This window comes from Chryseobacterium sp. UYP7 (genome assembly GCF_056279225.1).
Window position 1 is genome coordinate 57,787 of the sequence record NZ_JBWBQW010000003.1, and the last position, 26,421, is coordinate 84,207.

At 34.5% G+C, this 26,421-nt stretch carries 26 protein-coding genes; 5 read left to right on the forward strand and 21 right to left on the reverse strand.

Annotation, left to right across the window (positions count from 1 at the left end; genetic code table 11):
* Window positions 1-43: 43 nt before the first annotated feature.
* Entirely contained in the window at window positions 44-274 is a 231-nt protein-coding gene (locus ACZ9HT_RS07860) for a hypothetical protein (protein ID WP_476039924.1), read from the reverse strand.
* 536 nt (window positions 275-810) lie between these two features.
* Between ACZ9HT_RS07860 and ACZ9HT_RS07865 the strand changes: the two genes are divergently transcribed.
* Window positions 811-2,184, forward strand: coding sequence for a helix-turn-helix domain-containing protein (locus tag ACZ9HT_RS07865; protein WP_476039925.1), 1,374 nt, complete (start codon window positions 811-813; stop codon window positions 2,182-2,184).
* A 145-nt stretch (window positions 2,185-2,329) separates the two neighbouring features.
* Here the strand turns inward: ACZ9HT_RS07865 and ACZ9HT_RS07870 are convergent, their stop codons facing one another.
* The 3 genes from ACZ9HT_RS07870 to amaB form a co-directional block, all read right to left on the reverse strand.
* Window positions 2,330-2,581 (reverse strand): DUF2007 domain-containing protein, encoded by a 252-nt coding sequence (locus tag ACZ9HT_RS07870; RefSeq protein WP_476039926.1) that lies wholly within the window; start codon window positions 2,579-2,581, stop codon window positions 2,330-2,332.
* Window positions 2,582-2,741: 160 nt separating this feature from the next.
* Complete coding sequence (lat, locus tag ACZ9HT_RS07875; protein WP_476039927.1) at window positions 2,742-4,076, reverse strand: L-lysine 6-transaminase; 1,335 nt, start codon at window positions 4,074-4,076, stop codon at window positions 2,742-2,744.
* 125 nt (window positions 4,077-4,201) lie between these two features.
* Window positions 4,202-5,752 (reverse strand): L-piperidine-6-carboxylate dehydrogenase, encoded by a 1,551-nt coding sequence (gene amaB, locus ACZ9HT_RS07880; RefSeq protein ID WP_476039928.1) that lies wholly within the window; start codon window positions 5,750-5,752, stop codon window positions 4,202-4,204.
* Between the two features lie 193 nt (window positions 5,753-5,945).
* Here amaB and ACZ9HT_RS07885 point away from each other — a divergent pair, with 193 nt between their 5' ends.
* Entirely contained in the window at window positions 5,946-6,107 is a 162-nt protein-coding gene (locus ACZ9HT_RS07885; protein ID WP_476039929.1) for a hypothetical protein, read from the forward strand.
* 185 nt (window positions 6,108-6,292) lie between these two features.
* The gene (locus tag ACZ9HT_RS07890) at window positions 6,293-7,681 is read left to right on the forward strand and encodes a DASH family cryptochrome (RefSeq protein ID WP_476039930.1); all 1,389 of its coding nucleotides are present in this window, start codon (window positions 6,293-6,295) and stop codon (window positions 7,679-7,681) included.
* Window positions 7,682-7,694: 13 nt separating this feature from the next.
* On the opposite strand, the gene ACZ9HT_RS07895 is transcribed toward ACZ9HT_RS07890, so the two are convergent.
* The 8 genes from ACZ9HT_RS07895 to msrB form a co-directional block, all read right to left on the reverse strand.
* Window positions 7,695-7,949: a DUF3253 domain-containing protein gene (locus tag ACZ9HT_RS07895; RefSeq protein ID WP_476039931.1), complete on the reverse strand. Its 255-nt coding sequence runs from the start codon at window positions 7,947-7,949 to the stop codon at window positions 7,695-7,697.
* A 3-nt stretch (window positions 7,950-7,952) separates the two neighbouring features.
* Window positions 7,953-8,162 (reverse strand): hypervirulence associated TUDOR domain-containing protein, encoded by a 210-nt coding sequence (locus ACZ9HT_RS07900; protein ID WP_476039932.1) that lies wholly within the window; start codon window positions 8,160-8,162, stop codon window positions 7,953-7,955.
* A gap of 34 nt (window positions 8,163-8,196) precedes the next feature.
* The gene (locus tag ACZ9HT_RS07905) at window positions 8,197-8,742 is read right to left on the reverse strand and encodes a GNAT family N-acetyltransferase (RefSeq protein ID WP_476039933.1); all 546 of its coding nucleotides are present in this window, start codon (window positions 8,740-8,742) and stop codon (window positions 8,197-8,199) included.
* Window positions 8,743-8,834: 92 nt separating this feature from the next.
* Complete coding sequence (locus ACZ9HT_RS07910; protein ID WP_476039934.1) at window positions 8,835-9,206, reverse strand: nuclear transport factor 2 family protein; 372 nt, start codon at window positions 9,204-9,206, stop codon at window positions 8,835-8,837.
* Window positions 9,207-9,208: 2 nt separating this feature from the next.
* The gene (locus ACZ9HT_RS07915) at window positions 9,209-10,252 is read right to left on the reverse strand and encodes a bifunctional transcriptional activator/DNA repair enzyme AdaA (RefSeq protein ID WP_476039935.1); all 1,044 of its coding nucleotides are present in this window, start codon (window positions 10,250-10,252) and stop codon (window positions 9,209-9,211) included.
* 338 nt (window positions 10,253-10,590) lie between these two features.
* Window positions 10,591-11,190: a DUF2911 domain-containing protein gene (locus ACZ9HT_RS07920; RefSeq protein ID WP_476039936.1), complete on the reverse strand. Its 600-nt coding sequence runs from the start codon at window positions 11,188-11,190 to the stop codon at window positions 10,591-10,593.
* 117 nt (window positions 11,191-11,307) lie between these two features.
* Window positions 11,308-11,841, reverse strand: coding sequence for a fasciclin domain-containing protein (locus ACZ9HT_RS07925; protein ID WP_476040219.1), 534 nt, complete (start codon window positions 11,839-11,841; stop codon window positions 11,308-11,310).
* A 112-nt stretch (window positions 11,842-11,953) separates the two neighbouring features.
* Entirely contained in the window at window positions 11,954-12,490 is a 537-nt protein-coding gene (gene msrB / locus ACZ9HT_RS07930; protein ID WP_476039937.1) for a peptide-methionine (R)-S-oxide reductase MsrB, read from the reverse strand.
* Window positions 12,491-12,582: 92 nt separating this feature from the next.
* Between msrB and ACZ9HT_RS07935 the strand changes: the two genes are divergently transcribed.
* Entirely contained in the window at window positions 12,583-13,158 is a 576-nt protein-coding gene (locus tag ACZ9HT_RS07935; protein WP_476039938.1) for an RNA polymerase sigma factor, read from the forward strand.
* Window positions 13,159-13,160: 2 nt separating this feature from the next.
* The gene (locus ACZ9HT_RS07940) at window positions 13,161-13,937 is read left to right on the forward strand and encodes an anti-sigma factor (RefSeq protein WP_476039939.1); all 777 of its coding nucleotides are present in this window, start codon (window positions 13,161-13,163) and stop codon (window positions 13,935-13,937) included.
* A gap of 74 nt (window positions 13,938-14,011) precedes the next feature.
* Here ACZ9HT_RS07940 and ACZ9HT_RS07945 read toward each other — a convergent pair whose 3' ends face one another.
* From ACZ9HT_RS07945 to carB, 9 genes are all read right to left on the reverse strand, one after another.
* Window positions 14,012-14,554, reverse strand: a complete 543-nt coding sequence (locus ACZ9HT_RS07945) for a hypothetical protein (protein ID WP_476039940.1) — start codon at window positions 14,552-14,554, stop codon at window positions 14,012-14,014.
* A gap of 235 nt (window positions 14,555-14,789) precedes the next feature.
* The gene (locus ACZ9HT_RS07950) at window positions 14,790-15,431 is read right to left on the reverse strand and encodes an ABC transporter ATP-binding protein (protein WP_476039941.1); all 642 of its coding nucleotides are present in this window, start codon (window positions 15,429-15,431) and stop codon (window positions 14,790-14,792) included.
* Window positions 15,421-15,774, reverse strand: coding sequence for an ABC transporter substrate-binding protein (locus ACZ9HT_RS07955; RefSeq protein WP_476040220.1), 354 nt, complete (start codon window positions 15,772-15,774; stop codon window positions 15,421-15,423). The genes ACZ9HT_RS07950 and ACZ9HT_RS07955 overlap by 11 nt, the downstream gene beginning before the upstream one ends.
* Complete coding sequence (locus tag ACZ9HT_RS07960; protein ID WP_476040221.1) at window positions 15,696-16,187, reverse strand: ABC transporter permease; 492 nt, start codon at window positions 16,185-16,187, stop codon at window positions 15,696-15,698. The genes ACZ9HT_RS07955 and ACZ9HT_RS07960 overlap by 79 nt, the downstream gene beginning before the upstream one ends.
* 68 nt (window positions 16,188-16,255) lie before the next feature.
* A complete protein-coding gene (locus ACZ9HT_RS07965; protein ID WP_476039942.1) occupies window positions 16,256-19,963 on the reverse strand; it encodes a DEAD/DEAH box helicase in 3,708 nt (1,235 codons plus the stop codon).
* A gap of 180 nt (window positions 19,964-20,143) precedes the next feature.
* Window positions 20,144-20,785, reverse strand: a complete 642-nt coding sequence (locus ACZ9HT_RS07970; protein ID WP_476039943.1) for an ABC transporter ATP-binding protein — start codon at window positions 20,783-20,785, stop codon at window positions 20,144-20,146.
* Between the two features lies 1 nt (window position 20,786).
* Window positions 20,787-22,328: an ABC transporter permease/substrate-binding protein gene (locus tag ACZ9HT_RS07975; protein ID WP_476039944.1), complete on the reverse strand. Its 1,542-nt coding sequence runs from the start codon at window positions 22,326-22,328 to the stop codon at window positions 20,787-20,789.
* Window positions 22,329-22,412: 84 nt separating this feature from the next.
* On the reverse strand, window positions 22,413-23,129 hold the full coding sequence (locus ACZ9HT_RS07980; RefSeq protein WP_476039945.1) for a YqjF family protein: 717 nt from the start codon (window positions 23,127-23,129) through the stop codon (window positions 22,413-22,415).
* Between the two features lie 105 nt (window positions 23,130-23,234).
* A complete protein-coding gene (gene carB, locus ACZ9HT_RS07985) occupies window positions 23,235-26,420 on the reverse strand; it encodes a carbamoyl-phosphate synthase large subunit (RefSeq protein ID WP_476039946.1) in 3,186 nt (1,061 codons plus the stop codon).
* Window position 26,421 lies beyond the last annotated feature (1 nt).

Consider the following 26,421-nt stretch of genomic DNA (forward strand, 5'->3'; position numbering starts at 1 on the left):
AGAACCAACACAAATGATGAAAAAAAAATATTTAGTTTAGGGGTTATTTTCTAGGAGGTGGTACAATTTCTCCGTCAAGGTTTGAAGTCGCTGGAGCGCTTTGTTGATTATTTATAGTATCAAAATTATTCTTTTCTAATAAATTATTTGAAGAATCCTGTACTCTTTGTAAAGTTGCTGCTTCTTGTGGAGATAATACCTCGTCAGCTTGTCTACAAGATTGTATAGTAAGTGTAGTAAAAACTACTGCTGCGATCAATGCTAATTTTTTCATTCGTTTTATTTTTACAAATGTATGCTAGAAAGCAATTATGAAACAAAGAATACAACCGATACTTTATAAAAAATCACAAGTAAATTGTAAATTATGTACCGTTTTTTCAATAAAATAGCAGTATTTTTGTAAAACAAATGACGGAAAATGATCTATCTAACTAATAATCATTTTATTAAGGTTTTATGCAGTTGAAATATATTCATCCCTTTCTTATTCTGTTTTTCTTGGCTTTTTTTACAAATTTTTGTGCTCAAAGTGGTTCAAACTCAAAACTGAGCAACGAAGAAATTGAAAAAAGGATAGATAGTTACAGTAATAATCCTCCAAAAATGTGGGAACTGATTAATTTCTACATTAAAAGGTCTAAACTAGAACGTAATAATGAGTCTTTATTTTATGCCTATCGGTACGCAAGTATTACAAGCACTTACCCCCTAAACATAAAATATGCGGACAGTGCATTAATTACTGGCAAAAAGTCGGGGATAAAAAAAATACTTTTAGATGCTTATCTCAACCGGGGAAATATAAATATGTCCCAAGAATTATATCAAAAAGCACTTGATGATATTTTAGTTGCAAATAAATTGTCTCAGGAATCTGGTAACGAATATATATATAATAAAACAATCTATTATATCGCCCAAAATAAAATCTATTTGGGTCAATACGAAGATGCGAATAAAGAACTTTTAGTTTGCCTAAAGTTTTTTAAAGATAATTTGCGGGACAAAACATCTCTAGGGAAGAATTATCAGGTATATTATATATATTCACTGATGAGTCTTATAGATTCTAACACAAAACTTGGTAAATTTAATCAAAACAAAGTAAGACTGAAAGAAGCATTTGATTATCTTCAAGAAAATAAACTCTCTCAGTATGTTCCGTACTTTATAACTTCTGAAGGCATAATGGACTACTACTCAAAAGATTATAACTCTGCGATAAATAAATTTTCGGAGTCCATTAGATTGTACAATGATCAGTGGGAACATAATACTGAGGTTTTCTATTTAGGATTATCTTATTGGTATACCGGTAAAGAAAAATTAGCCGTAAAATATTTAGAAGAAATTGATAAGCATTATAATAAGACAAAAAAGCTGGATCCACAATTCCGGTCTGCATACGAGATCTTGATTAAATATTATAATTCCACTGGGAATACGAAGAAACAGTTGGAATATATTAATAAATTAATGGTTCTGGACAAATCCTACGAAAAAAACTATAGATATCTTTATGAAAAGATCGTTAAAGAGTACGATACTAAAAAACTGATCTCCGAAAAAAACAGAATTGAAACGACGCTCAAAACTCAAAGAATAATTTTTGTAAGCCTGTTTATTTTATTACTGATCGGTTCTTCGTTTTTTGGTTTCCGGATATTTAAGGAGAAACAAAACTACAAAAAAAGGTTCGAGGAAATTATTGCCCAACAAAATAGGGTAAATCTGGAAGCAGAACAATTAGTTATTGATTCTACAGACTACGAACATCAGCAAAAATTTGATTACGATTTTTATAATAAAATTTCCGGTCTCAATCCACTTTTTGTTCAAAATATTTTAGAGCAATTGGAGATTTTCGAAAATGAAAATAAATTTTTGGATTCTCAGATTTCTCAGAAATCTTTGAGCGAGGAACTCGGAACCAATTCCACTTACTTCTCAAAAATAATTAATCTCTATAAGGGAAAAAATTTCGCACTTTACATTAGCGATCTTCGATTGGATTACATTATTGATCATTTGAAAAGCGATCTGAAATATCTTAATATGGATGTGAAGGAACTTGCCTCTTTAGCCGGATTTTCGAGTGCCGAAAATTTCTCCGCTAATTTTCGTAGAAAGTTTGATCTAAAACCTTCGGTATTTATCAAAATGATGAAGGATAAACTTTAGTGGAATTTCAAAGTTTTTAAAAAATTTCAAATTCCCGTCCACCAGATTTTATGAATTACAATTTTGTTCCTGAAAAAGACACAAAAAAATCGAGACCTTTTGCAAGGTCCCGACTTCTGTAAAAGTAAAATTTAAAAATATGAAATCAGTTTTTGAGGTTATTAACTAAGTCTAAATCTGTTTCTTTTAGGTAAGCATCTATTACTTTAAATGCTTTTTCTTCGTCTTGCAAATTCACCATCAATTTTATAGTGCTTGCCGTTGGTGTTGTAGTGAAAGACATGTATTTATCATTTGAAAAATTAAGAATACTTTCCGCATCTAACTTTGATTTTATCAACTGAATTTCTGAGGGTTTTTCGCTTTCAAATACAGACACTCTTGTTTCTCTTTCCATAATCTTTTCTATTTTGAATTTCTAAATTACATATAAATAATGAAATATGCAAATTACTGATCCTTTAAGTAGATAAAGCAAAATTTTGCTCCAGTAATTTTATGAAAAGTGAAAATTCACTTTTTACGGCTTTAACCTGATTTACAGCACATAATCGCTACTAAATCTTATCAAGATTACTTTCGATCTTATCCAGTGCCAGCTGAATCTCTTCTTCTGTTACGTTCAAGTGTGGTCTGAACCGAATGGAACGGTCGCCACAAGCCAAAATAATTAAGCCATCATCATATAAAACTTCACGCATGCGATCTCTGTGTTCGGTGCTCGGTAAATCAATTGCAGCCATTAATCCACGACCTCTTGGATTCGAAATCTGATTTGGATATTTTTGCGCTAAGTTTTGTAAAGCCTCTAAAAGATACTCACCAACGACTCTTGCATTTTCGACCAAATTTTCTTTTTCGATCACTTCTAAAATCAATTGAAATCTTAAAATATCAATAAAGTTTCCGCCAAAAGTAGAATTGATCCGGGAACTCTCGCGGAAAACATTATCCGGAATTTCATCAAATTTTTCTTTATTGGCTAAAACACCACAAACCTGCGCTTTTTTACCGAAAGAGATAATATCCGGTTTCACACTAAAATGTTGGAAAGCCCACATTTTTCCAGTCAGACCGATTCCTGTTTGTACTTCGTCAAAAATTAAAAGCACTTCGTTATCATCGCAAATGTTTCTTAGGCCTACAAAAAATTCATCACGGAAATGGTTGTCGCCACCTTCTGCCTGAATTGGCTCGATGATGATACAAGCTACTTTATTTGGATTCGAAAGAATGGCTTCCTCAATATTTAAAAGTGCAAGATTTTCGTGTTTGATGGTTTCTGCTAAATTTTCTTCAGTAATTGGAAAATTTAAGTGTGGATTAATAATTCTTGGCCAATCAAATTTAGGAAAATATTGATATTTTCTTGGATCTGAGGTATTGGTTAAACTCAGCGTATAACCGCTTCTCCCATGAAACGCCTGCTTGAAATGAATACAAATTCCTGCTTCCAGATCGATTCCTTTTTCAAAATTTTTACGGGTTTTCCAGTCGAAACAAGCCTTCATCGCGTTTTCTACACCCATTGTTCCGCCTTCAATAAAAAAGGCATACTGCAATTCTTTTGGAATCGCAACTCTTTCAAAAACGGTCATAAAATCTGCGAATTCCTGAGAATAAACATCGGCTAAAGTCGGCTTATAGATTGCCATTTTTCCTAACCAAGCTGATCTTTCTACCAAATAAGGATGATTGTAACCAATGGAGGCAGAACCAAACATAGAAAACATATCCAGATAATTCTTGCCGGTAACCCGATCATGGATCCAGGAACCATGGGAATTTTCAATATCCATCACGAAATCGAAACCATCTGCTAGCATGTGTCTGCCGAGTGTTTTCTTTACTTCGTTTGTTGGTTGTGGATGAGATGCAATTGCGTCGTTCATATTTTTTTAGTTTTTAGTAAATTTAATTGGGTTAAAATCCGCCTAAGTTGATCCCCATATAAAATCGGGAGGGAACAGAGATTTCGTCTTTTTTGACGAGATTACCCAAATAATTATTAATATTTTTACAAGTCAAATTTAATTCCCTGTGCTAAAGGCAAACTGTCGGTATAATTTATGGTGTTGGTCTGTCTTCGCATATAATATTTCCAGACATCGGATCCGGATTCTCTACCGCCGCCGGTTTCTTTTTCACCGCCGAAAGCGCCACCGATTTCCGCGCCAGAAGTTCCTATATTAACATTGGCAATACCACAATCAGAACCCTCCTGGGATAAAAATAATTCTGCCTGACGCATATCGGTCGTCATTATTGCGGAACTTAAACCTTGAGGAACATCGTTTTGCATCGCGATCGCTTCTTCCAAAGTTTTATATTTCATTATATAAAGGATTGGTGCGAACGTTTCGTGCTGAACAATTTTATAGGAATTTTCAACTTCGGCGATGCATGGTTTTACGTAGCAGCCGGATTCGTATTGATCACCTTCAAGAACGCCACCTTCAACGACAAATTTTCCGCCTTCTGTTTTACATTTCTCAATGGAATCCTGATATTGTTTTACGGCGTCTTTATCGATCAGAGGACCAACGTGATTATTTTCATCTAAAGGATTACCTATTTTTATTTGTCCGTAGGCTTTTACCAAACGGTTTTTCACTTCATCAAAAATTGATTCATGAATAATTAATCGTCTGGTTGAAGTACATCTTTGTCCCGCAGTACCAACTGCGCCAAAGACCGCTCCGATGATGGACATATTTAAATCTGCGTTTTCTGTAAAAATAATGGCATTGTTTCCACCTAATTCCAGAATCGATTTCCCGAATCTTTGCGCAACGTTTGTTCCTACAATTCTGCCCACTTTGGTAGAACCTGTGAAAGAAATAAGCGATACATTTTTATCGTTAACCATCATTTCACCAATTTTATGATCGCCGACGATCATGGTCGAAATTCCTTCTGGCAGGTTATTTTCTTTTAAAACTTCTGTAATAATATTTTGACAGGCAATGGCGCAAAGCGGTGCTTTTTCTGATGGTTTCCAAATGGTAACATTTCCACAGATCCACGCGAGAGCCGTATTCCAGGACCAAACAGCAACTGGAAAATTGAAAGCAGAAATAATTCCTACAATTCCCAAAGGTTGATATTGTTCGTACATTCTATGTCCAGGTCTTTCGGAATGCATGGTGTAACCGTGAAGCTGGCGCGAAAGTCCAACTGCAAAATCGCAGATATCGATCATTTCCTGAACTTCGCCTAAACCTTCTTGCAAAGATTTACCCATTTCATAAGAAACAAGTTTTCCTAAATCATCTTTATATTCCCGTAATTTAAGTCCAAACTGACGAACCAATTCTCCCCTTTTGGGTGCCGGAATCATGCGAAATTCTTTGAAAGCTGCTTTTGAAGTTTCGATAACAGTATTGTAATCACCAGCGTTTGCCGTTTTAATTTTTGCGATCAATTTTCCATCTGTTGGAGAATAGCTTTCTAGCAGATCGCCATTAGCAAAGAATTTTCCGCCTGAGGAAACTCCCATATTTTCTTTGGAAATCCCTAAGTTTTCAAGCGCTTTTTCAATTCCGAAATCATCGATTTTTTTGGACATAAATATATATTTGAGTTGTCTTTAAAGATATGAATTTTGCATAAGGCTAAAAAATCTAAACGTATTTTAATTAAAATTTAACAGAATCGAAAGTGGTTTCTGGCGTATAATTATTCTCTGATAACATCTAATATTAAAAATTTCACATGATCCCGGCTCAAAATAATTAATTATCTTCGAACAAAGTTTTCAAATGGAAAATCAACAGCCCAAAGAAGATAAAAATTCAAAAATGAAAGTATGGTTTAAGCGCGTCGGAATCGGCGGTTTGATCTTTTTTACTTTGAAGGGAATTACGTGGCTATTTGTTTTTTATTACGGTGCAGAAATGTTTCAGGATTGTTCAGGTAAATAATTAGTCCTATAAAGGGTCATTTATTGACAACCATTTAATGGCTTTAACTTTCCTCTTCAAATATCACTAACAGAAAGCTCCCTTTCTCAGCACTTTAAATTTTCTAATTTTTAACAAGAAATAAACTTTATCTTTATTTTGAAATTTTAGATTCTATATTAATAAGTTTTTAAAAAATATAATTGATGAAACGAGGTTTGGTTTGGTTTAAAAATGATCTAAGACTTCACGATAACGAAGCGCTCCAAAAAGCAATAAGTGAATGCGAGGAACTTATCTTTTGTTATTGTATTGAAGAAAGCATTTTTGAAAAATTAGATCTGGGTTTCAGAAAAGCAGATATTTCCCGGTTTAAATTTCTGGAACAATCTGTTCTGAACTTACAACAGAATTTAGAAAAGATTGGTGGTCATTTGATCATTGGGGAAGAATCTGCTTTACATACTTTACCGCTTCTTATTGAAAAATATAAAATTACAGAAATTTATGCGGAAGAAGAATATGCAAGCGAAGAACAGTCTTTAATTGAGGCCTTAAAAGCAGAACTTCCGGCGATCAATTATCATTTCTTTTGGGGAAAAACGCTTTATCACAAAAATGACATTCCGTTTGATATTCCAAATATTCCATTAACGAGTAAAGCCTATAGAATTCCGGCTGGTAAAGAATCTGAGCCGCGGAGAACCTATAAAAGTCCTGTAAAACTCCAGAGTTGTCCCGAGGCAAAAAGCACCAAATTTCCTTCTTACAAAAAATATGGATTTACCAAGAAAGAGTACGATTCTGCAAATCTTTTCGTAGAAGGTGGCGAAGATCTTGCGCTGGAAAGATTACAGTATTACACCTTTAAATCTGAACTTTTAACCGACTATCGCTGGACCAGAAATCGATCCGAAGGTTTAGATTACAGTTCGAAATTCTCTCCATACTTAGCCTTAGGATGTATTTCTCCGCGGGAGATTTATGAAACCGTAAAAGAATATGAACAGATGATCGCTAAAAACCAGAGCACCTGGTGGTTAGTTTTTGAACTGGTTTGGCGGGATTATTTTACATTTAAAGGAATGAAATTCGGAGACGAGATCTTTAAATCAGAAGGTTATAAAAATAAAGAAATCGCTTTCGAGAACGATCCTGTAAAATTTAAGAAATGGTGTGAAGGAACAACAGGAATTCCGTTCATCGATGCGCATATGAGACAGTTAAATGAAACCGGATATATGAGTAATCGGGGTCGTGTAAATTGTGCAAGTTATTTTGTAGTTGATCTGAACATCGACTGGACCTGGGGTGCGGCCTACTTCGAAAGCAAATTAATCGATTATGATGTTACCTCCAACTGGATGAACTGGCATATGCAGGCTTTTGAAATTTATTACACGAATCCGGTTCATCAATCGAATAAGTATAAAGCCCAGGATTATATTAGAAAATGGATCCCGGAACTGAAGGACAAAAATGATATTGAGGTTTTAATTCCGTGGGAATTTGACATTCCAGAATATCCAAAAGCGATCGAAGTTTATAAAAAATGGACTAGAGCGATCAATCTGATTCAGAAATTGATGGACTGACCGATTATTAATTTTAAGTTTTACGCAAACGAATGGGACCGGATAATTTAGAGGGCAAATCATTTTTTATGATCCCTTTTTGTAAAACGTTTAGTTTTCCTTCGATCACTAACGCATCTGCAATTTCGCGAACCACATCCATCTTTTCGCGCCAATGTTCAGAAAATAATTCGCGTGCCACTTCCGAGGGACAATACGTTTTTTCGGAACCACGATCTTCTGCAAATTTAAGATGTGCATTTCTTATTTTCTCTGCTTCCGGTAACATCAATTATGCTTTTGTGACTTCACTTTCACTTTTTAAAACTTTGTCGCCGTCTTCCTGTTCAATGAAAAGTGCCTTGTTTCCTTTCTCTCCGTTGCGCGTAATCTTAGATCCTTTGATAGTTTTGGTGATACTCTCGGTATATGTTTCAATAACTTTTCCGGTGGCGGTTCCACTGCCCCAATTCCACTTTACTTTTGTGCCTTTTTTGATCATTTTTTCGGATTTTAATTCTGAGAATTCCTGCGTATTAATGAAGATTCTGTTTTAGTTTCCATTCTTCTTTTGTTATTCTGAAAACGATATTTGTTTTTGAATCTTCACCAAAGTAAGCCACATCTTGTTCACCCGTATTTTCTGCCCCTAATTTATTCATGGCTTTTACGGAGCGAATATTATCTTTCCCGACATGAAAAATGACCTGATCAACATACTGAAAAATATAATCCAGCATTGTTTTTTTTACCTGCGGATTAATATTTTTTCCCCAAGACGAAGTTCCATAAAAAGTATAGCCGATAAGAATGCTCTTATTTTTTTCGTCGTAGTCATAGAATCTTGTACTTCCCAAAACTTCCTCCGTATTTGTATCGATGATTAAAAAAGCTCCTTTACTTTCAAGTGCCCCAGTAAAAAAGTTTTGAAAAACTTCTCGCCTATAACGTTCTTTATTAGGATGCATTGCCCAAACTTCCGGATCAGACGCCACTGCAAATAATTCTTCGAAATCATGTTTTTCTAAAGGAACCAAAGTGATAATATCATTTTCTAAAGTCGGCTGAATGGAGAAGTTCATCGGTTTTTTTTTCAAAGATAAATAATAAGTTTTATTGAATTTTTAATATTCCTACGATTTTCTATCAGGTGTTCTAAAGAATTAAAGAGGCATCAACCATGATAAACTTTGGAAAAAATAATTTTACCCTTCTTAATTACCAGGACTTCACCAATTTCCATTTCATCTTCGCCTTCAACTTTACGAATATATTCCATGAAAACCTGTTCCGAATCGGCGGTTAATTTATTTACTTTGTACTGTAAACCCGGCAATCTTTCAAAACAGTCTTGCCACCATTTTCTTAAAGCTTCCTTTCCTTTGATCAAACCATTGGTTTCAGGTTCTCGGACTTTTAATTTTGGACTAAAATGTTCTGCATGATCATCATATAATTCAAGCAAATTTTCTAAATCGTGTTCGTTAAAAGCTTTAAACCAAAGTTGTGCTATATTTTTTAAATCTTCCGGATTCATAATTTTCATATTTAAAATAAAATCGCTTTTTCCAGTTCCAGTAGTTTCTGCTTGCGCCAAATCCCGCCACCATAACCTGTTAACGTTCCATTACTTCCTATAACTCTGTGACAGGGAATTATAATAGAAATTTTGTTCATTCCATTGGCGTTGGCAACAGCACGAACTTTTTTGGCATCTCCTAAGAATTCTGACTGTTTTCTATAAGTCCAGGTTTCACCGTAGGGAATTTCTATTAGAGTTTTCCAGACAGATTTTTGAAAAACCGTTCCAACAGGCGAAAGTGGAACAGTAAATAGTGTTCTGTTTCCGTCAAAATATTCTTTAAGTTCTTTCTCTAAAGTTTCAAAGTGTTTATTTTCTCCCTGAACAATGGTTGCATTTAATGATTTTGCTAAATCTTTGAATTCAGTTTCCAACATTTTTCGGTCGGTGAACTCCAGCATGCAAATCCCCTCTTCTACTGCCGCCGCGTACATTGTTCCTATGGGAGTTTCGATTCTTTTAAGATCGATAATATTTTGAGTTTTCGAATTTTTTGGAGAAACACCAAATATGTTTTTAAAACTTTCGTTAAAACCGCTCAAACTTTCGAAACCGCTGTCGTAAGCAGTTTCCATAATATTATCACCTTGCTGGATTTTTTTAAAAGCCGTATTTAACCGGAACATTCTTTGAAAAGCCTGAAACGTCATTCCATGATTTTTCTGAAACCACCTTCTGATGGTCGCAGGTTCGAATCCGCGCTGAACCAAATCGAAATCCTTAAATTTTAAAGATGGATCTTCCCGCAGTTCTTCTAAAATTTTCTGTATATATTCTGGAGTTTCATCAGGATTCTCTAAGGGTTTACAAACTTTACAGGGTCGATAACCTTTGAGAATAGCATCTTTTGTATGTTGAAAAAATTCTACATTTTCCGGTTTTGGTTTTCTTGCGGTACAGGTTGGGCGACAAAATATTCCGGTGGTTTTTACTCCCATCCAGAAAACACCCTCGAAATCAGGATTTTTTTCGAATGAAGCTTGATACATTATTTCTGGGGAAAGTTGCATGTGGTAAATTTAAAGCAAAAATAATTGGGCAGAACTTATTCTGCAACCGAAAAATTAACACCTATTTCTCAATAAATATAATTTCTCTCGCTGATTGAGGAGATTGAGCAAATTAAAATTGTGCTGTTTGGTCAGGAATTTACTTTATTTCTAAACTGTTTACTTCTTATAATTTTGTTTATTTTGAACCAGAATTTGCGCCCCGACTTGAGTGGAAATCCTTTTTTTTGCGAGGGGAAAAGCGGTGGAAAAAAGATTGGGAACGGAAGGCGGAAATTGGCGCCCAAAAAACAATTAAAATTTGACCAAAAAAAAAGTGAACCGAAGTTCACCTTAATTTATTTTTTAGCCGCTGCCTCTTTTTCAATCTGCTTAATATCGTTCAGTTTTTCGATAATTTTTAAAACTGTTTCGGGTTTAGCTTCTTTAACTGGAACGCTAACCTGCGTCATATCCCACTTAAAAACCAAATGCGTTGTGTGCTCATCGACTGGCTGAAGAGAGATTTCGAAAAATTCCTGTTTGTCCATTAATTTTTGAACGGGAACAGTAACTTCTGCAACATTCATTTTTTCATTGTATTCGTAAGCGCCCCACTGATCAGCGACAGAATTTAAAATGATCTTCCATTCTTTGTCCATTGGAATGGCAAATACACTGTATGATCCCGCCATTACCATTTTTCCGCCGAAATTTACATTTTGACCGAATGTGATTTTGGTTGCAGCGTTTGCTCCTGCCCGCCAAACTTTATTAAAAGGCACAAGATCGCCAAATATTTTACGGCCCTTAACACCGGGTCGTGCATATTCCACGGTTATTTTGGAGAGGGAAAATTCCTGTTCTATTTTTTGAGTAGGACTTGGTGCCGGCGTTGACCACTGAGAATAAGCGGTTACAGAAATGGCCAGGAAAGCACTAAAAAGTAATTTTTTCATATTTTTTTTTTTTGGATAAAGATAACAAAAAGTCGAGAATAAATCCCATTCGGTTTACAATAACAAAGTCACCTAAACCGAAATTTAAGTGACTCCATTAAAAATAAAACTATGAAACTATGGCATTAAAACCGTGTCGATCACGTGAATAACACCATTTGACTGATTAACGTCTGCAATGGTAATTTTAGCTGAATTCCCTTTTGCATCTTTAATATACATATCTTTTCCTTTGGTCCAGAATGTTAATTCCTCGCCTTCAACCGTTTTGGTCATATATTTTCCTCCATTTTTCTTAGTCCACATGGCAAGATCTTTAGATGAGATTTTTCCCGGAACAACATGGTAAGTAAGAATTTTGGTAAGCATTGCTTTGTTTTCTGGCTTAACCAACATTTCTACTGTTCCTGCAGGCAATTTATCAAAAGCCTCATTTGTTGGTGCGAAAACTGTAAATGGTCCTTTGCTTTGTAATGTTTCTACTAAACCTGCGGCTTTAACTGCGGCTACCAAGGTAGTATGGTCTTTTGAATTCATCGCATTTTCTACGATATTTTTAGTTGGATACATTGCTGCTCCACCGACCATTACTGTTTTTTGTTTCATAGCCATTTTTTGTGCGGAGGCTACGTTTCCGATTGCGAAAGTCATTGTTAGGGCCAAAGCCGCTGTCGTGATTTTTGAGAAATTCATAATAATAAATTTTAATGTTATATAATTGATTTGTGTTGCTGTCATTTACGAGGGTAAATATTTTTTGGTTTTACTTTTGTGATTTATTTAACGGTTGAAACTCCAGCGCGATAGAATTCATACAGAATCGGTTTTTTGTGGCGGTTGGACCATCATCGAAAATATGACCTAAATGGGCATCACATCTTCCGCAACGCACTTCGGTTCTTTCCATATTATAAGAGTCATCTCTTTTATAAATCACCGATTTCGGGCGGATCGTTTCAAAAAAACTCGGCCAGCCACAAGTACTGGCGAATTTGGAATCTGATTTAAAAAGTGCATTTCCACACGCCGCGCAGTAATAAGTTCCAAGACCATCAAAATCATTATATTTCCCTGTAAAAGCCATTTCCGTATCATTTAATCTTGATACTAAAAAAAGATTTTCGTTCAAAACTTTTTTCCACATTGCATTGGGAACATTCAGGGTTTTAGTGTCTGTTCTGGAGTAATAAGGATTAACGACATTTCTACCATTAACCTTCTGAATTTTTTGAGCCTGTATTTGCTGAAAACTTAAAGTTCCTATTAGAAGAACCGCAGATATCCTAAGTAAATTTTGCATATTTAGTTATTGTGAAATCATATACGCGAAATTCTAAAAAATGGTTTTGGATATCAATAAAAATAAGCTATTTTTGAGGGCGATAAACTCCATTGAAAAAACAATCAATTTCTACAGAACAGCTTTTATCTTTATTATTAAATAGGGATGAACGTGGTTTTAATTATCTTTATGATAATTATGCCGGTGCTCTGTATGGAGTAATTTTTCGTGTGGTGCAGTATCAAGAAGAGTCTAACGAAGTTTTACAGGATGTATTTGTAAAAATCTGGAATTCTATTACCAGTTACGATTCCGGCAAAGCGTCTCTATATACGTGGATGCTTAACATCGCGCGGAATTCTGCTATCGATAAATTAAAATCAAAATCTTTTCAGAACGATTTAAAAAACCAAAGCATTCCCGATTTCGTAGATAATCAAGTAAACCTTTCTTCGGAGCAGAAACATGAGTTTAACGAAGTAGAAAAGGGAGTAAATACATTGCGCGAAGATTACAGAATACTGATCAACAGAGCATATTTTGGCGGACTTACGCAGGAAGAAATCGCAGAAGAGTTAGGAATTCCTTTGGGAACAGTGAAAACCAGAACCAGAGCCGCCCTAACAGAACTGAAAAGTATTTTGAAAGAATTTAAGTTTATAATTTTATTTTTTTTCCTTAAATAACAGTGGATATAAAAAATTACATATCATCAGGCATCATCGAAGCTTACGCAATGGGGAATATTTCTCCCGAGGAAGCATCTATCCTGGAGTGTGTGATGCAGAATAACGAAGAAGTAAAAACCGCAGTTTTTGAAGTGCAGCAAATTATAGAACAGTTAGCAACTACACAAGCCATAGAACCGCCTTTGCATTTGAAAGGTGAAATTTTAAAGAAAATCAATTTCGAAATTTCAGAAAAACCTTCCGGTAAGATAATTCCGTTGAATTCTACCAGAAATGATGAACGCAACATTTCCTCAATTCCAACCTGGATGAAGGCTGCTTCTGTCGCTGTTCTTTTCGGATTAGGATATTTAGGATATGAAGTCAATTCGAAAAGCACTCAATTAAATGAGATCGCACAGAACAATACAGAACTTGCAACAAAAGTTTCCAGTTTAGAAGAAATGAACTCGATGCTTCAGAATTCTAAAAAAATTCCGTTGAAAGGTGTTGAAAAACATCCGGATATGCTTGCTGAAGTATATTGGGATCAAAATAAAGAAGTTCATTTAGATGTCAAAAATCTTCCGGCCGCGCCAACAGGAAAACAATATCAATTGTGGGCAATCGTGGAAGGAAAACCTGTAGATCTAGGAATGTACGATTCTAAAAATGCGGATAAAATGCAATCGATGAAATCTGTAGAAAACCCTCAAGCATTTGCTATCACTTTGGAAAAAGAAGGCGGAAATCCTACTCCAACAATGGAAGAAATGTATGTAATGGGAACGATTTAATTATAATTATTATCAAAAAAAAGAAATCCGTCCCGTAAAATTACGAGACGGATTTTTTTATAATAAAATACTTTTTATAAATTTCTTGTATCATCAGAATACCATTTGTCATAGGTATCACGTGCATCTTGCTCATTTTTAGGTTTGTAACCCATATAGATTCCGCCGTTTTTAACATCATCTCTGTATCTTGTAGCTTCTTCTTCTGGAACACCCATTCCTGTTAATGCTCCGATCAAACCGCCTGTTGCTGCACCTGCTCCTGCTCCCACTAAACCTGCAGCTAACGGACCTGCGATAATTAATCCTAATCCTGGTAATAAAACATTAGATCCAATTGCAGCAATTGCACCTACAACCGCTCCAACTCCACCGCCAATTAACGAACCTGTTCCGGCGTTTTCGGCAACTTTATCACCAAGAGGGGAATCGTCATTGTCGTGATTTTTAAAATAACGGTCTCTAGTATCATCTGACATCATTACATTAATATCGTCCTGAGCATAACCTCTGTCTGATAAGTGCTTGTAAGCATTATCTGCTTCTTCTCTCGTGTTAAATACTTTAGAAACGTAATTGTTTCTATACTCTGGCTTGTAGTTGTTGGAATTTTCCATAATTTAAAATTTTAATGTTAGTAATATTTTCGATGACAGCTAAAATTCAATTAAGATGCCAACAATCACATTCACTAAATAATTTAACAATTATTAAGATTTAAGCTCTTAAAACAGTTTATGATTGAATATCGTTATTCTCTCTAAATTAGCACAGAACGTGTAAAATAAATTGAACAGCATTACTTGTGGAAAATTTTTAAGAATTTCTTACAGTTTGTTTGCATATCAAATATTACAGTTGAAGAATTGAGGTTCCTAGAATTGTTGCTTCTTCTTTAGAGTGCGTTACCATCACAAAAGTAGTGTTCAATTTTTGATGAATATTTTCTACTAAAATCTGCAATTTGTCCCGCGTTTCGCTGTCAAGGGCTGAAAAAGGTTCGTCCATCAAAACAATTTTAGGATCGTGCGCAATTGCGCGAATAATACCGACCCGCTGTTTTTGTCCACCACTAATTTCATCTGGGAATTTATACAGAAGATCATCTTTCAAACCAACCAAAGGAAGAAGTTCAATAATTTTCTCTTTACAAAAAACGTCAGTTTTTTTTAATAATTTGAGGCAGTAAACCATATTTTGATAAACTGTTAAATGAGGAAATAAAGAGTTTCCCTGAAGAACATAACCCATTTGTAACCTGTTCTTAATTAAATTTTCTTTTGATAAGACTTCTCCATCAATTTTAACCAAACCTTTTTGAGGAACTAATAAACCATTGATGATTCGCAGGAGCGTTGATTTTCCACTGCCGCTTTCTCCTAAAATACAGGTGAAACTTCCTTCTTCAAAATCTGCAGAAAAGTCATTTAAAATATTTTGTGTTCCGTAAGAAAAATCAGTATTTTGAACTAATATTATTGCTTTATTTTCCATTCTTTTGATTTAAAGTTTTAAGAAAATTCTTCGCTACTTCTGCTGGACTTTTTTTTTGAATCTCAACTTCATAATTCAGTTCCTGCATTTTTTCTGTGGAAATTTTTCCTTGTAATTCAGAAAGTAGCTTTTGGACTTCCGGATATTTTTCCAGAGTTTCTTGACGAATCACGATTCCTGCTTCATAATTTGGAAAATAATTTTTATCGTCTTTTAATACTTTTAGATTTAAATTTTTTATCTGTGCGTCTGTTGTGAAAACATCTACAAAGCTTTTGAAAAAGGTAAGATCAATGCAGTCATTACGACTGTAATCCCTAATCCCGATAAAATGGAAGGCAATGCTAACGGAAAATAAATATTTCTGAGGACTTGTCTTGGCGGTGAGCGTAAACCTTCAGCAGCTTCCACGAGTTGCGGCGAAACTTCTTTGAAACCGCTGTAGTTGCTTCTAACAATAGGTAGAATTCCAAACAAAATTAAAACAATTAAGGCATTGTTTAGCCCAATCCCAACTAAAGGAATGAGCAACCCAAACATCGCAATAGATGGAATAGTATAAAAAATATTGATGAGTGGAAAATAATCTTTCGACCTTTTGTAGAATAAAAGACAAAAACACCCAGGACAATTCCCAGGAAAGTCACTGCCAAAAGCGAACCTAAAGAAAGCAATTGATGTGCAGCCAGAAGATTGAGAAAATAGATGCGACGACCCCAGAAATCCATTTAAATAATTTGATACAAAGTAAAAAATACATTATTGTAAGGAATAATTATGAGCTTAAAAGATAATCTTGCAAAGTTCTGTGTGGCACAGTTTTACTAACTAAACAATTCCTTCACTTCATTAATATTGAATGACTTTTTTTCGTCGTCGATCGAAATTATACTCGAAGCTACATTTTTCTTTTTTTGCTGTAATGAAACTATTTTTTCTTCAATGGTATCTTTACAAATCATTCGATAAGCCATTACTTTTTTAGTTTGTCCAATGCGGTAACAACGATCAATCGCTTGGTTTTCAACCGCTGGATTCCACCACGGATCGATGATGAAAACATAATCGGCTTCAGTTAAATTTAATCCAGTTCCGCCGGCTTTAAGACTTATTAAAAATACCCGAACGTCGGAATTATTCTGAAAATTCTCAACCCGTTGTTGTCTGTTCGAAGTTTGTCCGTCAAGATATTCATAAGAGATCTGTTCTTCTTCGAGTCTGGTTTTTACAATTTGAAGCATTCTTACAAACTGCGAAAAAACCAAAATCTTATGATTTCCAGTTTTCTCTTTGATATTTTCTATCAAAGCTTCGAGTTTTACGGAGTAATTTCCAAAATCTTCGTCGGTTGGAATAAGTGCAGTCGAATTACAAATTTGACGAAGTTTTGTTAAACCTTCCAAAATGTACATCTGCGATTTCTCTACGCCGTTTTCATCAATCTTGTTCAATAAATAATCGCGGTATTTATCTTTGAAAGTGTTGTAAAGTGCACGTTGCTCTTTTTCCATTTCACAGAAAATAATGCTTTCTGTTTTTTCCGGCAATTCTGTGGCAACTTGTTCTTTGGTTCTTCGCAACATAAATGGAGTGATGATCTTACTTAAAATTTGCGAGGCTGCAACATCTTTTTCTTTATCAATTGCATCTGAAAAATTGTTTTTAAAATGAGTCATATTTCCCAATAATCCAGGATTCAGGAAATTGAGTTGCGCATATAAGTCAAAAGTATTATTTTCTATCGGCGTTCCGGTAAGTGCAATTTTATTATAAGAATTTAATAATCTAACCGCTTTATATCTTTTAGAATTCGGGTTTTTTATGGCCTGACTTTCGTCTAAAATAACATAATTAAATTTGAAATCTTTTAAAAATTCAATATCGTTTAACAAGGAACCATAAGTAGAAATTATTACATCATACTTTTTGAAATTGTCTTTGTTTTCATGCCTGTTTAATCCTGTAAAAGTGAGCATTTTCAGGGTTGGACAAAACTTTTCTATTTCATTTCGCCAATTAAAAATCAATGAAGTTGGCGCAATAATTAACGACGGTTGAATTTTGGGATTTGTTGTTTTCAAATGTTGCAAAAAAGCGATTGTTTGTAAAGTTTTCCCTAAACCCATATCGTCTGCAAGACAGCCACCTAATTGGTTTTTATCTAAAAAAGCAAGCCAGATCAAACCATGATGTTGGTAGTCTCTCAGTTTTGCTTTTATCCCTTTTGGAATTGCAATCGATTCAATTTCAGTGATGTTTTGCAAACGCATTTTCTTATTGTACAATTCTTCCAGAAAAGCGGGTTTAGAATCCATTTCCTGATACAATTCGTCAATAATCCCAAATTGATAATTGGACATTTGAATTCCATTTTTCTTTACTTCACCTGTTTTGAAATAGTTTGCAAATTTTTTCATCCATTCTTCTGGGAGAATTCCTAATGTTCCGTCGCCAAGAGTAACATAATTTGATTTTTTTATAAATGCTTTTTGTAATTCTTTAATATTCACTTTTTGATTGCCAAAACTGATGTCGATTTCAATATCAAACCAATCAATATCCGATTTCAGATTAACTTGAATTACAGGTTTATTCAAATTAAATTTAAAAGATTTTAAATCATTTGCACCAAAAACCGTGATTCCCATTTGCGTCATCCGTTCTGTGGCGTGCAGCATCCAGTAATTCTCAAAAAGTTCTTCCGGACTAAGGTAGAAAACTTCTTCTTCATTCTCGAAATTTGGGTGTAAAGTTTGGAATTCTTCTAAAAAATTGTCTTCATAAGATTGATTTCTTTCCAATACTTTTTGCTGTCTTTCATCAAATAAAAGTTCAGTAGAAAGTACATCAACCAATTGATTTTCATATTTCACAACCAATCTGAAACTGATAAATTCTCCAGCATGATCGGTAAGATAAACTTGTTTTTCTAATAATTCTTCGCCAGGTTTTACCTTACTTTTTTTAATTAAAGCAGATTGAATTTCAAATTTTTTAGATAATGGTTTTATAATTTTATCAAAGAAATCTGGCGTATCTTTTTTGAGATAATTAATTTCCGGAAACTTTAAATAATGTAAAATATAAGCAGATGACCTTGCATCTTTTAAAGGAATTATCACGTCATTTAAAAAAATATAAAGCGGCGAAATCTGCAATGCAGAAGCATTTAGATTGTAATTTTTCTCCTCAATATTAAGTTTTGCTTTTAAAGTATAGAAATAAGGAGTTTCGCTTAAAGTGAAAAATAATTTGATGGCTTTATGTTCAATGATGGCTTCTGTAAGATTCTTTCGGACCAAACTTTTACCTGCATCATAAATATAATTAAATTTATTTTCTATTAATTTTAAAAAAACGGTATTTGCAGTAATAGCTTTCTTTAAATATTCTACATCCTTGGAAGACTTAAATTTCGCCAAACTTCTATCAATTTGGATGGATTTCAAAATTAATTTCTGCTCTTCTTCGCTTTCATAAACCATCAAAGCATCTTCAAAATTATTAGAATTAATAGAAACAATGGAGGAAGAGAAATCGGTTCTGGTTTTGTTGTATTTGCCCTGAAAAAGACTTGCTCTTTCAAAAAATTTTCTATAAAACTCAAAGAAAACACCTAACCCAAATTCTTCTTTTATGAGCGACTGCGCTGGAAGTTTTATCCTCAAATCATCTAAATCACCTGGAATAATAATGGAAATATCTCTCGAATTTGCCACTAAATTTTCTACTTTATACGAAGCCTGAAAACCTTTTGATGTTAATTGAAAATTAAAAATACTGTTGTAATCATCTTCCAAAGTGAAGCCATTATCCACCACAATCTTTTCGATTTTATCTTGAAAATAATGCTCTGTGAATAAATCATTACCAAAAACTTCTACAACTTTCTTTAAAACCAACCCAAAATGCTCACACATTCTTTTGGTTTTTCCACAGTTGCAATTAAAAGTCAAGGCTTTGCTATCTGAATGAAATTTTAAACTTTGTTCATAATTATACCATCCTTTTTGTGATTTTAATTGAATTTCATTTTCATTAATATCAACAATATAGATATCATCGTCGTTATATCTTGTATTTGAAAGTAAAGACCATTCTTTAATGATTTCATCGGTAATAATAGAATCTGGTAAAATAATTTTGTCTGTTTTATATTTTACTTCTGGGACTGTTTTTTTTACATCAATTATTTTTGTAGGAATTATATTTCCGAACAAATCTACATTTTGACCAGTCGTGATCGCATTTACAATTTGGTCTGCATAATTAACAATAATTGTATTTAAAGAAGCGATGACGTGTTTACAAATTCCTGGATAATTATTTTTATAAGGACAATTGCAGGAAGTTTCAATTCCATTTCGAAAATCAACTAAAATTTGATAATCATATCCAGAATTACCATCATAAGTAAACTCAAAATGCGAAATTGAATGGCTTTCTAATTTAGGATCGACGTAATAAGAATTACTTCTGGAATTGGGATTGCTGTGATCTTTGATGTATTTCTTAATGGTTTTAACATCCATTTATTAACTTTTTTTGTAAAGATGAGTTATTGAGTATTTGGCCGGACTTCGTTTTTCAAAAAAGACAGAGGCACTATTGTAAATTGAAAATATTTTTTTTAATAATGTTTGAATAAAAAGCAATCATGTATCTTCAAATCAAAATATTTAAAAATGCTTATTACCAATTCCCGCTGATTTTTATAACTCCAAAATATTCGTAGCTAAAACTTCTGCTTCTTGTTTTGAGTGCGTTACCATCACAAAAGTAGTTTTCAATTTTTGATGAATATCTTTTGCTAAAATCTGCAATTTATCCCGCGTTTCGCTGTCTAGGGCTGAAAAAGGTTCGTCCATCAAAACGATTTTAGGATTGTGCGCAATTGCGCGAATAATACCGACCCGCTGTTTTTGTCCACCACTTATTTCATCTGGGAATTTATATAGAAGATCATCTTTCAAACCAACCAAAGGAAGAAGTTCAATAATTTTCTCTTTACAAAAAACGTCAGATTTTTTTAATAATTTGAGGCAGTAAACCATATTTTGATAAACTGTTAAATGAGGAAATAAAGAGTTTCCCTGAAGAACATAACCCATTTGTAACCTGTTCTGAATTAAATTTTCTTTTGATAAGACTTCTCCATCAATTTTAACCAAACCATTTTGAGGAACTAATAAACCATTGATGATTCGCAGGAGCGTTGATTTTCCACTGCCGCTTTCTCCTAAAATACAGGTGAAACTTCCCCGTTCGAAATTGGCTGAAAAGTTTTCCAATATGTTTTTTCCTTCATATTTGAAATCGATATTTTCAACGGCGATAATCGTGTTCTTCTCCATCTTACTTCTTTAAAGTTTTAAGAAAATCAGTTGCAACCTGTGCCGGACTTTTCTTTTGAATTTCAACTTCATAATTCAGTTCCTGCATTTTTTCTGTGGAAATTTTTCCTTGTAATTCAGAAAGTAGCTTTTGGACTTCCGAATATTTTTCTAGAGTTTCTTGACGAATCACTATTCCTGCTTCATAATTGGGAAAATAGTTTTTATCGTCTTTCAGAACTTTTAAATTCAAATTTTTGACTTGTGCGTCAGTTGTAAAAACGTCAACTGCATTTATTTTACCTTCCTCAAATGCTTTATAACGAAGGTTAATATCCATCTCTTCCAATTTTTTAAACTGAAAAGGATACCTATTTTTCAAGCCTGGAAAAGCATCGCTTCTTTCAAAAAAATCGAATTCTGCACCAAAAGTATAGCCGCTACTTTTCAAAGCAAGTTCTGTATAAGTAAGGATATTATTTTTCTGAGAATCACTTTTACTGATTGCCAATCCATAGGTATTATTGAAACCTAAAAGTCCGAGCCATTTTAATTTGAACTGGTTTTCATAGGTTTTATTTAATTCTTTGAAATTGATTAGATGATTTTCAGGCAGGTCTTTCTGCAAAACATTCAGCCATGCGGTTCCCGTATATTCCACATAAACATCTAAATCTTTGGACAACATTGCCGGATGAATATTCGTAGTTCCACCACCAATTCCGAATTTTCGGACGACTTTAATATCGGTGTTATTCTCAATTTCCTGCGCAATAATTTCTCCTAAAATAAATTGTTCGCTTGTAGGTTTTGAAGCGACGACAATCGTTTTATCATTATTTGAATTCAATGGATTGAGATAGATAATTGCTGCAACCGACAATATTAAAACGCCAATTGTTGGGAAAATAATTCTGTTTTTCTGACGCTTTGTAGCATTTTTAGAAATGACGCGTAATAAACTTTCGTTTTTTTCAAACTGCCCGATCCATTGATCACCCAAAATCGCAAAGAGGGAAATTCCCAAGGAACCAGTGACAATTAAACCTGTATTCATCGTATTCAAACCTCGGAAAATAGCTTGTCCAAGTCCGCCTGCACCAATTAAAGCTGCTAAACCAGTTAAAGCCACAATCATGACAACGGTAATTCGTAAACCCGATAGAATAGAAGGTAAAGCCAGCGGAAAATAAATAGTTGCGAAAACCTGAAATGGTGTTGAACCTAAACCTTCAGCAGCTTCCACGAGTTGAAAAGGCACTTCTTTTAAACCGCTGTAAGTGCTTCTAACAACAGGAAGTAAACCATAAATAACTAATACGATCAAGGCATTTTTTAATCCAATTCCAACAAGCGGAATCAGCAAACCAAACATCGCAATGGACGGAATCGTGTATAGAAAGTTGATAAGCGGAAGAATAATTTTTCGGCTTTTAGACGAATAGAAAACAAAAATACCAATTAGAATTCCAAGAAAAGTTACTGCCAAAAGTGAACCTAAAGAGAGAAGCAAATGTTCCGCTAAAAGTTGAAGGTAATAAATGCGGCGCTCCCAAAAATCCATTTAAATAATTTGATACAAGATAAAAATTATATTTTTTGTGCGCAATATTAATTGGGAATCTACTACTCTATTTTATAGTTAATCTCATACAATTTTTATTTTCCGCTTATCTTCAATGCTTATTTCGGAACCAATTGCCAGAAAGACTGAAGTTGGCTCTAAGTCTTTTATAAAAGCGAATTCCTTTCCGTAAACTTCCTCAATATTTATCGCAGAATTATTGTTCGTCACTTCATATTGTTTCCATCTTGGATGCGTGACTTGATATTCAATCGTTTTATTTTCACTCACTTTATTATAGCCGAAATAATGTTCGGTGATGAATTCAGCTTCTGAATTCGGTTCAATTGCGACCGGATCTTTATCAGTTTCTACATGAATCGTATTCCAGTTATTATTGACTTTCCATTGATAGATGAATTCCCTTGAATTGTCATTCACTTTCAAAGTATGTTTCATGGGAAAAGTTTCATAGTGTTCGTTGTAGAAAGTATTTGCAACAAATGAGATCGCAAACTTTGGAACAATTTCACTAATGAAAACAGCTCCTCTTTTCCAAACTCGATTTTCAAAACGTCTGACATAAAATCTGAGATTAACTTCTTCAAAATCGGTATGAAATGGAATTTTTAATCCCAAAACTTTTACCTTTTCGAAAAGAAACCCAATAAAACTGACATAACATTTGCCTTCAAAAAAATCAAGTTCGGTTCCGGGTGGAACATATTTCTCCAGAATTTTTGGATCGACTACGTAATTGATCATGGCTAAATTATTCCATTCGGCGGTGAGGAAACTCATATTGGTATGCTAAAAAATTATATGTAAAAATAGACATTAAAAAAACCTTCAAACTTTTAAAAGTATTGAAGGTTTCTATTGTTATTAAGCTTTGACAAAGTAGAACTACATCGGCTCCATTTTAAAACTCATACTTTCAATCACTTTTAAAATCGCTTCTACCGTATCCATTGATGTCAAACAAGGAACGCCATTTTCTACCGAAGTTCGGCGGATTTGGAAACCGTCTCTTTCGGATTGCTTTCCTTTGGTCATGGTATTTACAATGTATTGAACTTTCCCGGTTTGAATTAAATCAATCAAATTTATTTCTGGGTTTTCTTCGATTTTATAACCTACTTTGGTACGAACGCCATGTTCTGTAAAGTAATTAGCAGTTCCTTCAGTTGCCCAAATTTTAAAGCCAATTTCCTGAAATCTTCTCGCTAATTCACAAGCTTCTTCTTTATGTTTATCGGCAACCGTAAATAAGATCGCGCCGTGCAATGGCATTTTTCTTCCCGCTCCAATCAATCCTTTATACAAAGCTTTTTCCAACGTCGTGTCTTTCCCCATCACTTCTCCAGTTGATTTCATTTCTGGTCCGAGCGAGATATCAACTCTCGTTAATTTTGAAAAAGAGAAGACAGGAACTTTTACGTAAACTCCGTCTTTTACTGGAGCCAAACCGTTTTTGTAACCCAGATCTTTTAACTTTTGTCCAAGGATTACTTTTGTTGCTAAATTCGCCATCGGGATTTCGGTGATTTTAGATAAGAAAGGAACGGTTCTACTCGATCTTGGATTCACCTCAATTACGTAAACACCACCTTGATACAAAACATATTGAATGTTCATTAATCCAATTACATTCAGACCTTTAGCCAGTCTTTCAGTGTAATCAACTAAAGTGGCAATTTGCTCATCATTGATATTTTGAGGCGGATAAACTGCGATCGAATCTCCGGAGTGAACTCCAGCTCTTTCGATATGTTCCATAATTCCCGGAATCACGACTGTTTCACCATCACAAATAGCATCAACTTCAACTTCCTTTCCGGTTAAATACCGGTCAATCAGAATTGGATGTTCTGAATTTTCCTTTACCGCATTCGTCATATAATGTGCGAGTTCCGTTTCATCGTAAACGATTTCCATCGCTCTTCCACCCAAGACATAACTCGGACGAACCAAAACCGGGAAACCGATTTCATTTGCGATAACCAACGCTTCTTCTTTCGTAAAACAGGTTTTTCCTAAAGGTTGTGGAATTCCCATTTCCTGAAGTGCGGCTTCAAATTTATTTCTATTTTCAGCACGATCTAAATCTTCCAGAGAAGTTCCTAAAATCTGAACGCCGTGAGCGGCTAATTTATCGGCTAAATTAATGGCTGTTTGTCCACCAAACTGTACGATGACGCCTTTTGGTTTTTCCAGTTCGATGATGTTCATTACATCTTCTTCCGTAATCGGTTCGAAATATAATTTATCGGAAATCGAGAAATCTGTAGAAACTGTTTCCGGGTTATTATTAATGATAATCGCTTCGTAACCCATTTCTTTAATCGCCCAAACCGAGTGAACCGTGGCGTAATCGAATTCTACACCTTGACCAATTCGAATCGGACCCGAACCAAGAACGATGATTTTTTCTTTATCAGAAGGAACACTTTCGTTTTCTTCTTCGTACGTTCCGTAGAAATAAGGGGTTTCACTTTCAAATTCTGCAGCGCAAGTATCGACCATTTTATAAACAGGCATTACTCCATTATTTTTTCGGAATTCAAAAATTTCTTTTTGAGTGGAATCCCATAATGTGGCAATACTCATATCTGAAAATCCTAATTTCTTAGCTTCCAATAAAGTTTCTGTATCAAATTTATTTTCAGCGATAACTTTTTCAAAATCGATGAGTTTTTTAATTTTCCAGATGAAGAATTTATCAATTTTACTCCACTCTACTATTTTTTCCCAATCGTAACCTCTTCTTAAAGCATCACCGATAATGAATAAACGTTCATCATCACAAACTCTGATTCTTCTTTCGATTTCTTCATCGGTTAAAGCAGCGGCATCTTTTGATTTAAGTCCAATATGTCTTAAACCAGTTTCTAAAGAACGGATGGCTTTCTGCAATGATTCCTCAAAATTACGTCCGATTGCCATCACTTCTCCTGTTGCTTTCATTTGAGTTGAAAGTCTTCTATCAGCAGTTTCAAATTTATCGAAAGGGAAACGTGGAAATTTCGTTACGACATAATCCAAAGCAGGTTCGAAGCATGCGTACGTCTTTCCAGTCACAGGATTCATGATTTCATCTAAGGTCAAACCAACCGCGATTTTAGCAGCAATCTTCGCAATCGGATAACCGGTTGCTTTACTCGCCAAAGCTGATGAACGCGAAACTCTTGGATTCACTTCGATGATATAATAATTGTAAGAATGCGGATCTAAAGCCAACTGAACATTACAGCCGCCTTCGATTCCTAAAGCGCGAATAATCTTTAAGGAAGAGTTTCGCAACATCTGATATTCCCGGTCAGAAAGCGTTTGCGAAGGCGCAACTACAATCGAATCACCAGTGTGAATTCCCACCGGATCGATGTTCTCCATATTACAAACCACGATCGCGTTGTCGTTTTTGTCACGCATTACTTCGTATTCGATTTCCTTATATCCAGCGATGGATCTTTCAACCAAACATTGGCGAACCGGACTGTATTTCAATCCAAAACTGGTTATTTCTTTTAATTCTTCAATAGTATGTGCAATTCCACCACCTGTTCCACCCATCGTAAAAGCTGGACGAACGATTAGCGGGAAGCCAATTTTTTCGGCGAATTTTAAAGCACCTTCGACATCATTTACAATATCAGAATCTGGAACTGGTTCGTTTAATTCGTGCATTAAATTGCGGAATAAATCCCGGTCTTCAGCTTGATTAATGGCTGAAAGTTTGGTTCCTAAAACCTCCACTTTACATTCATCTAAAATTCCAGAATTCTGTAATTCTACCGCCATATTTAATCCTGTTTGTCCACCGAGAGTCGGCAAAAGCGCATCTGGACGTTCTTTTCGGATAATATGACTTACAAACTCCAGAGAAATCGGTTCTATATATACTTTATCGGCAATTTCAACATCGGTCATGATGGTTGCCGGATTTGAATTGATGAGGATTACTTTGTAACCTTCTTCTCTTAAAGATAAACAGGCTTGAGTTCCGGCGTAATCGAATTCAGCGGCTTGTCCAATGATGATCGGACCGCTTCCTATTACTAAAATTGTTTTTATGTCTGTACGTTTTGCCATC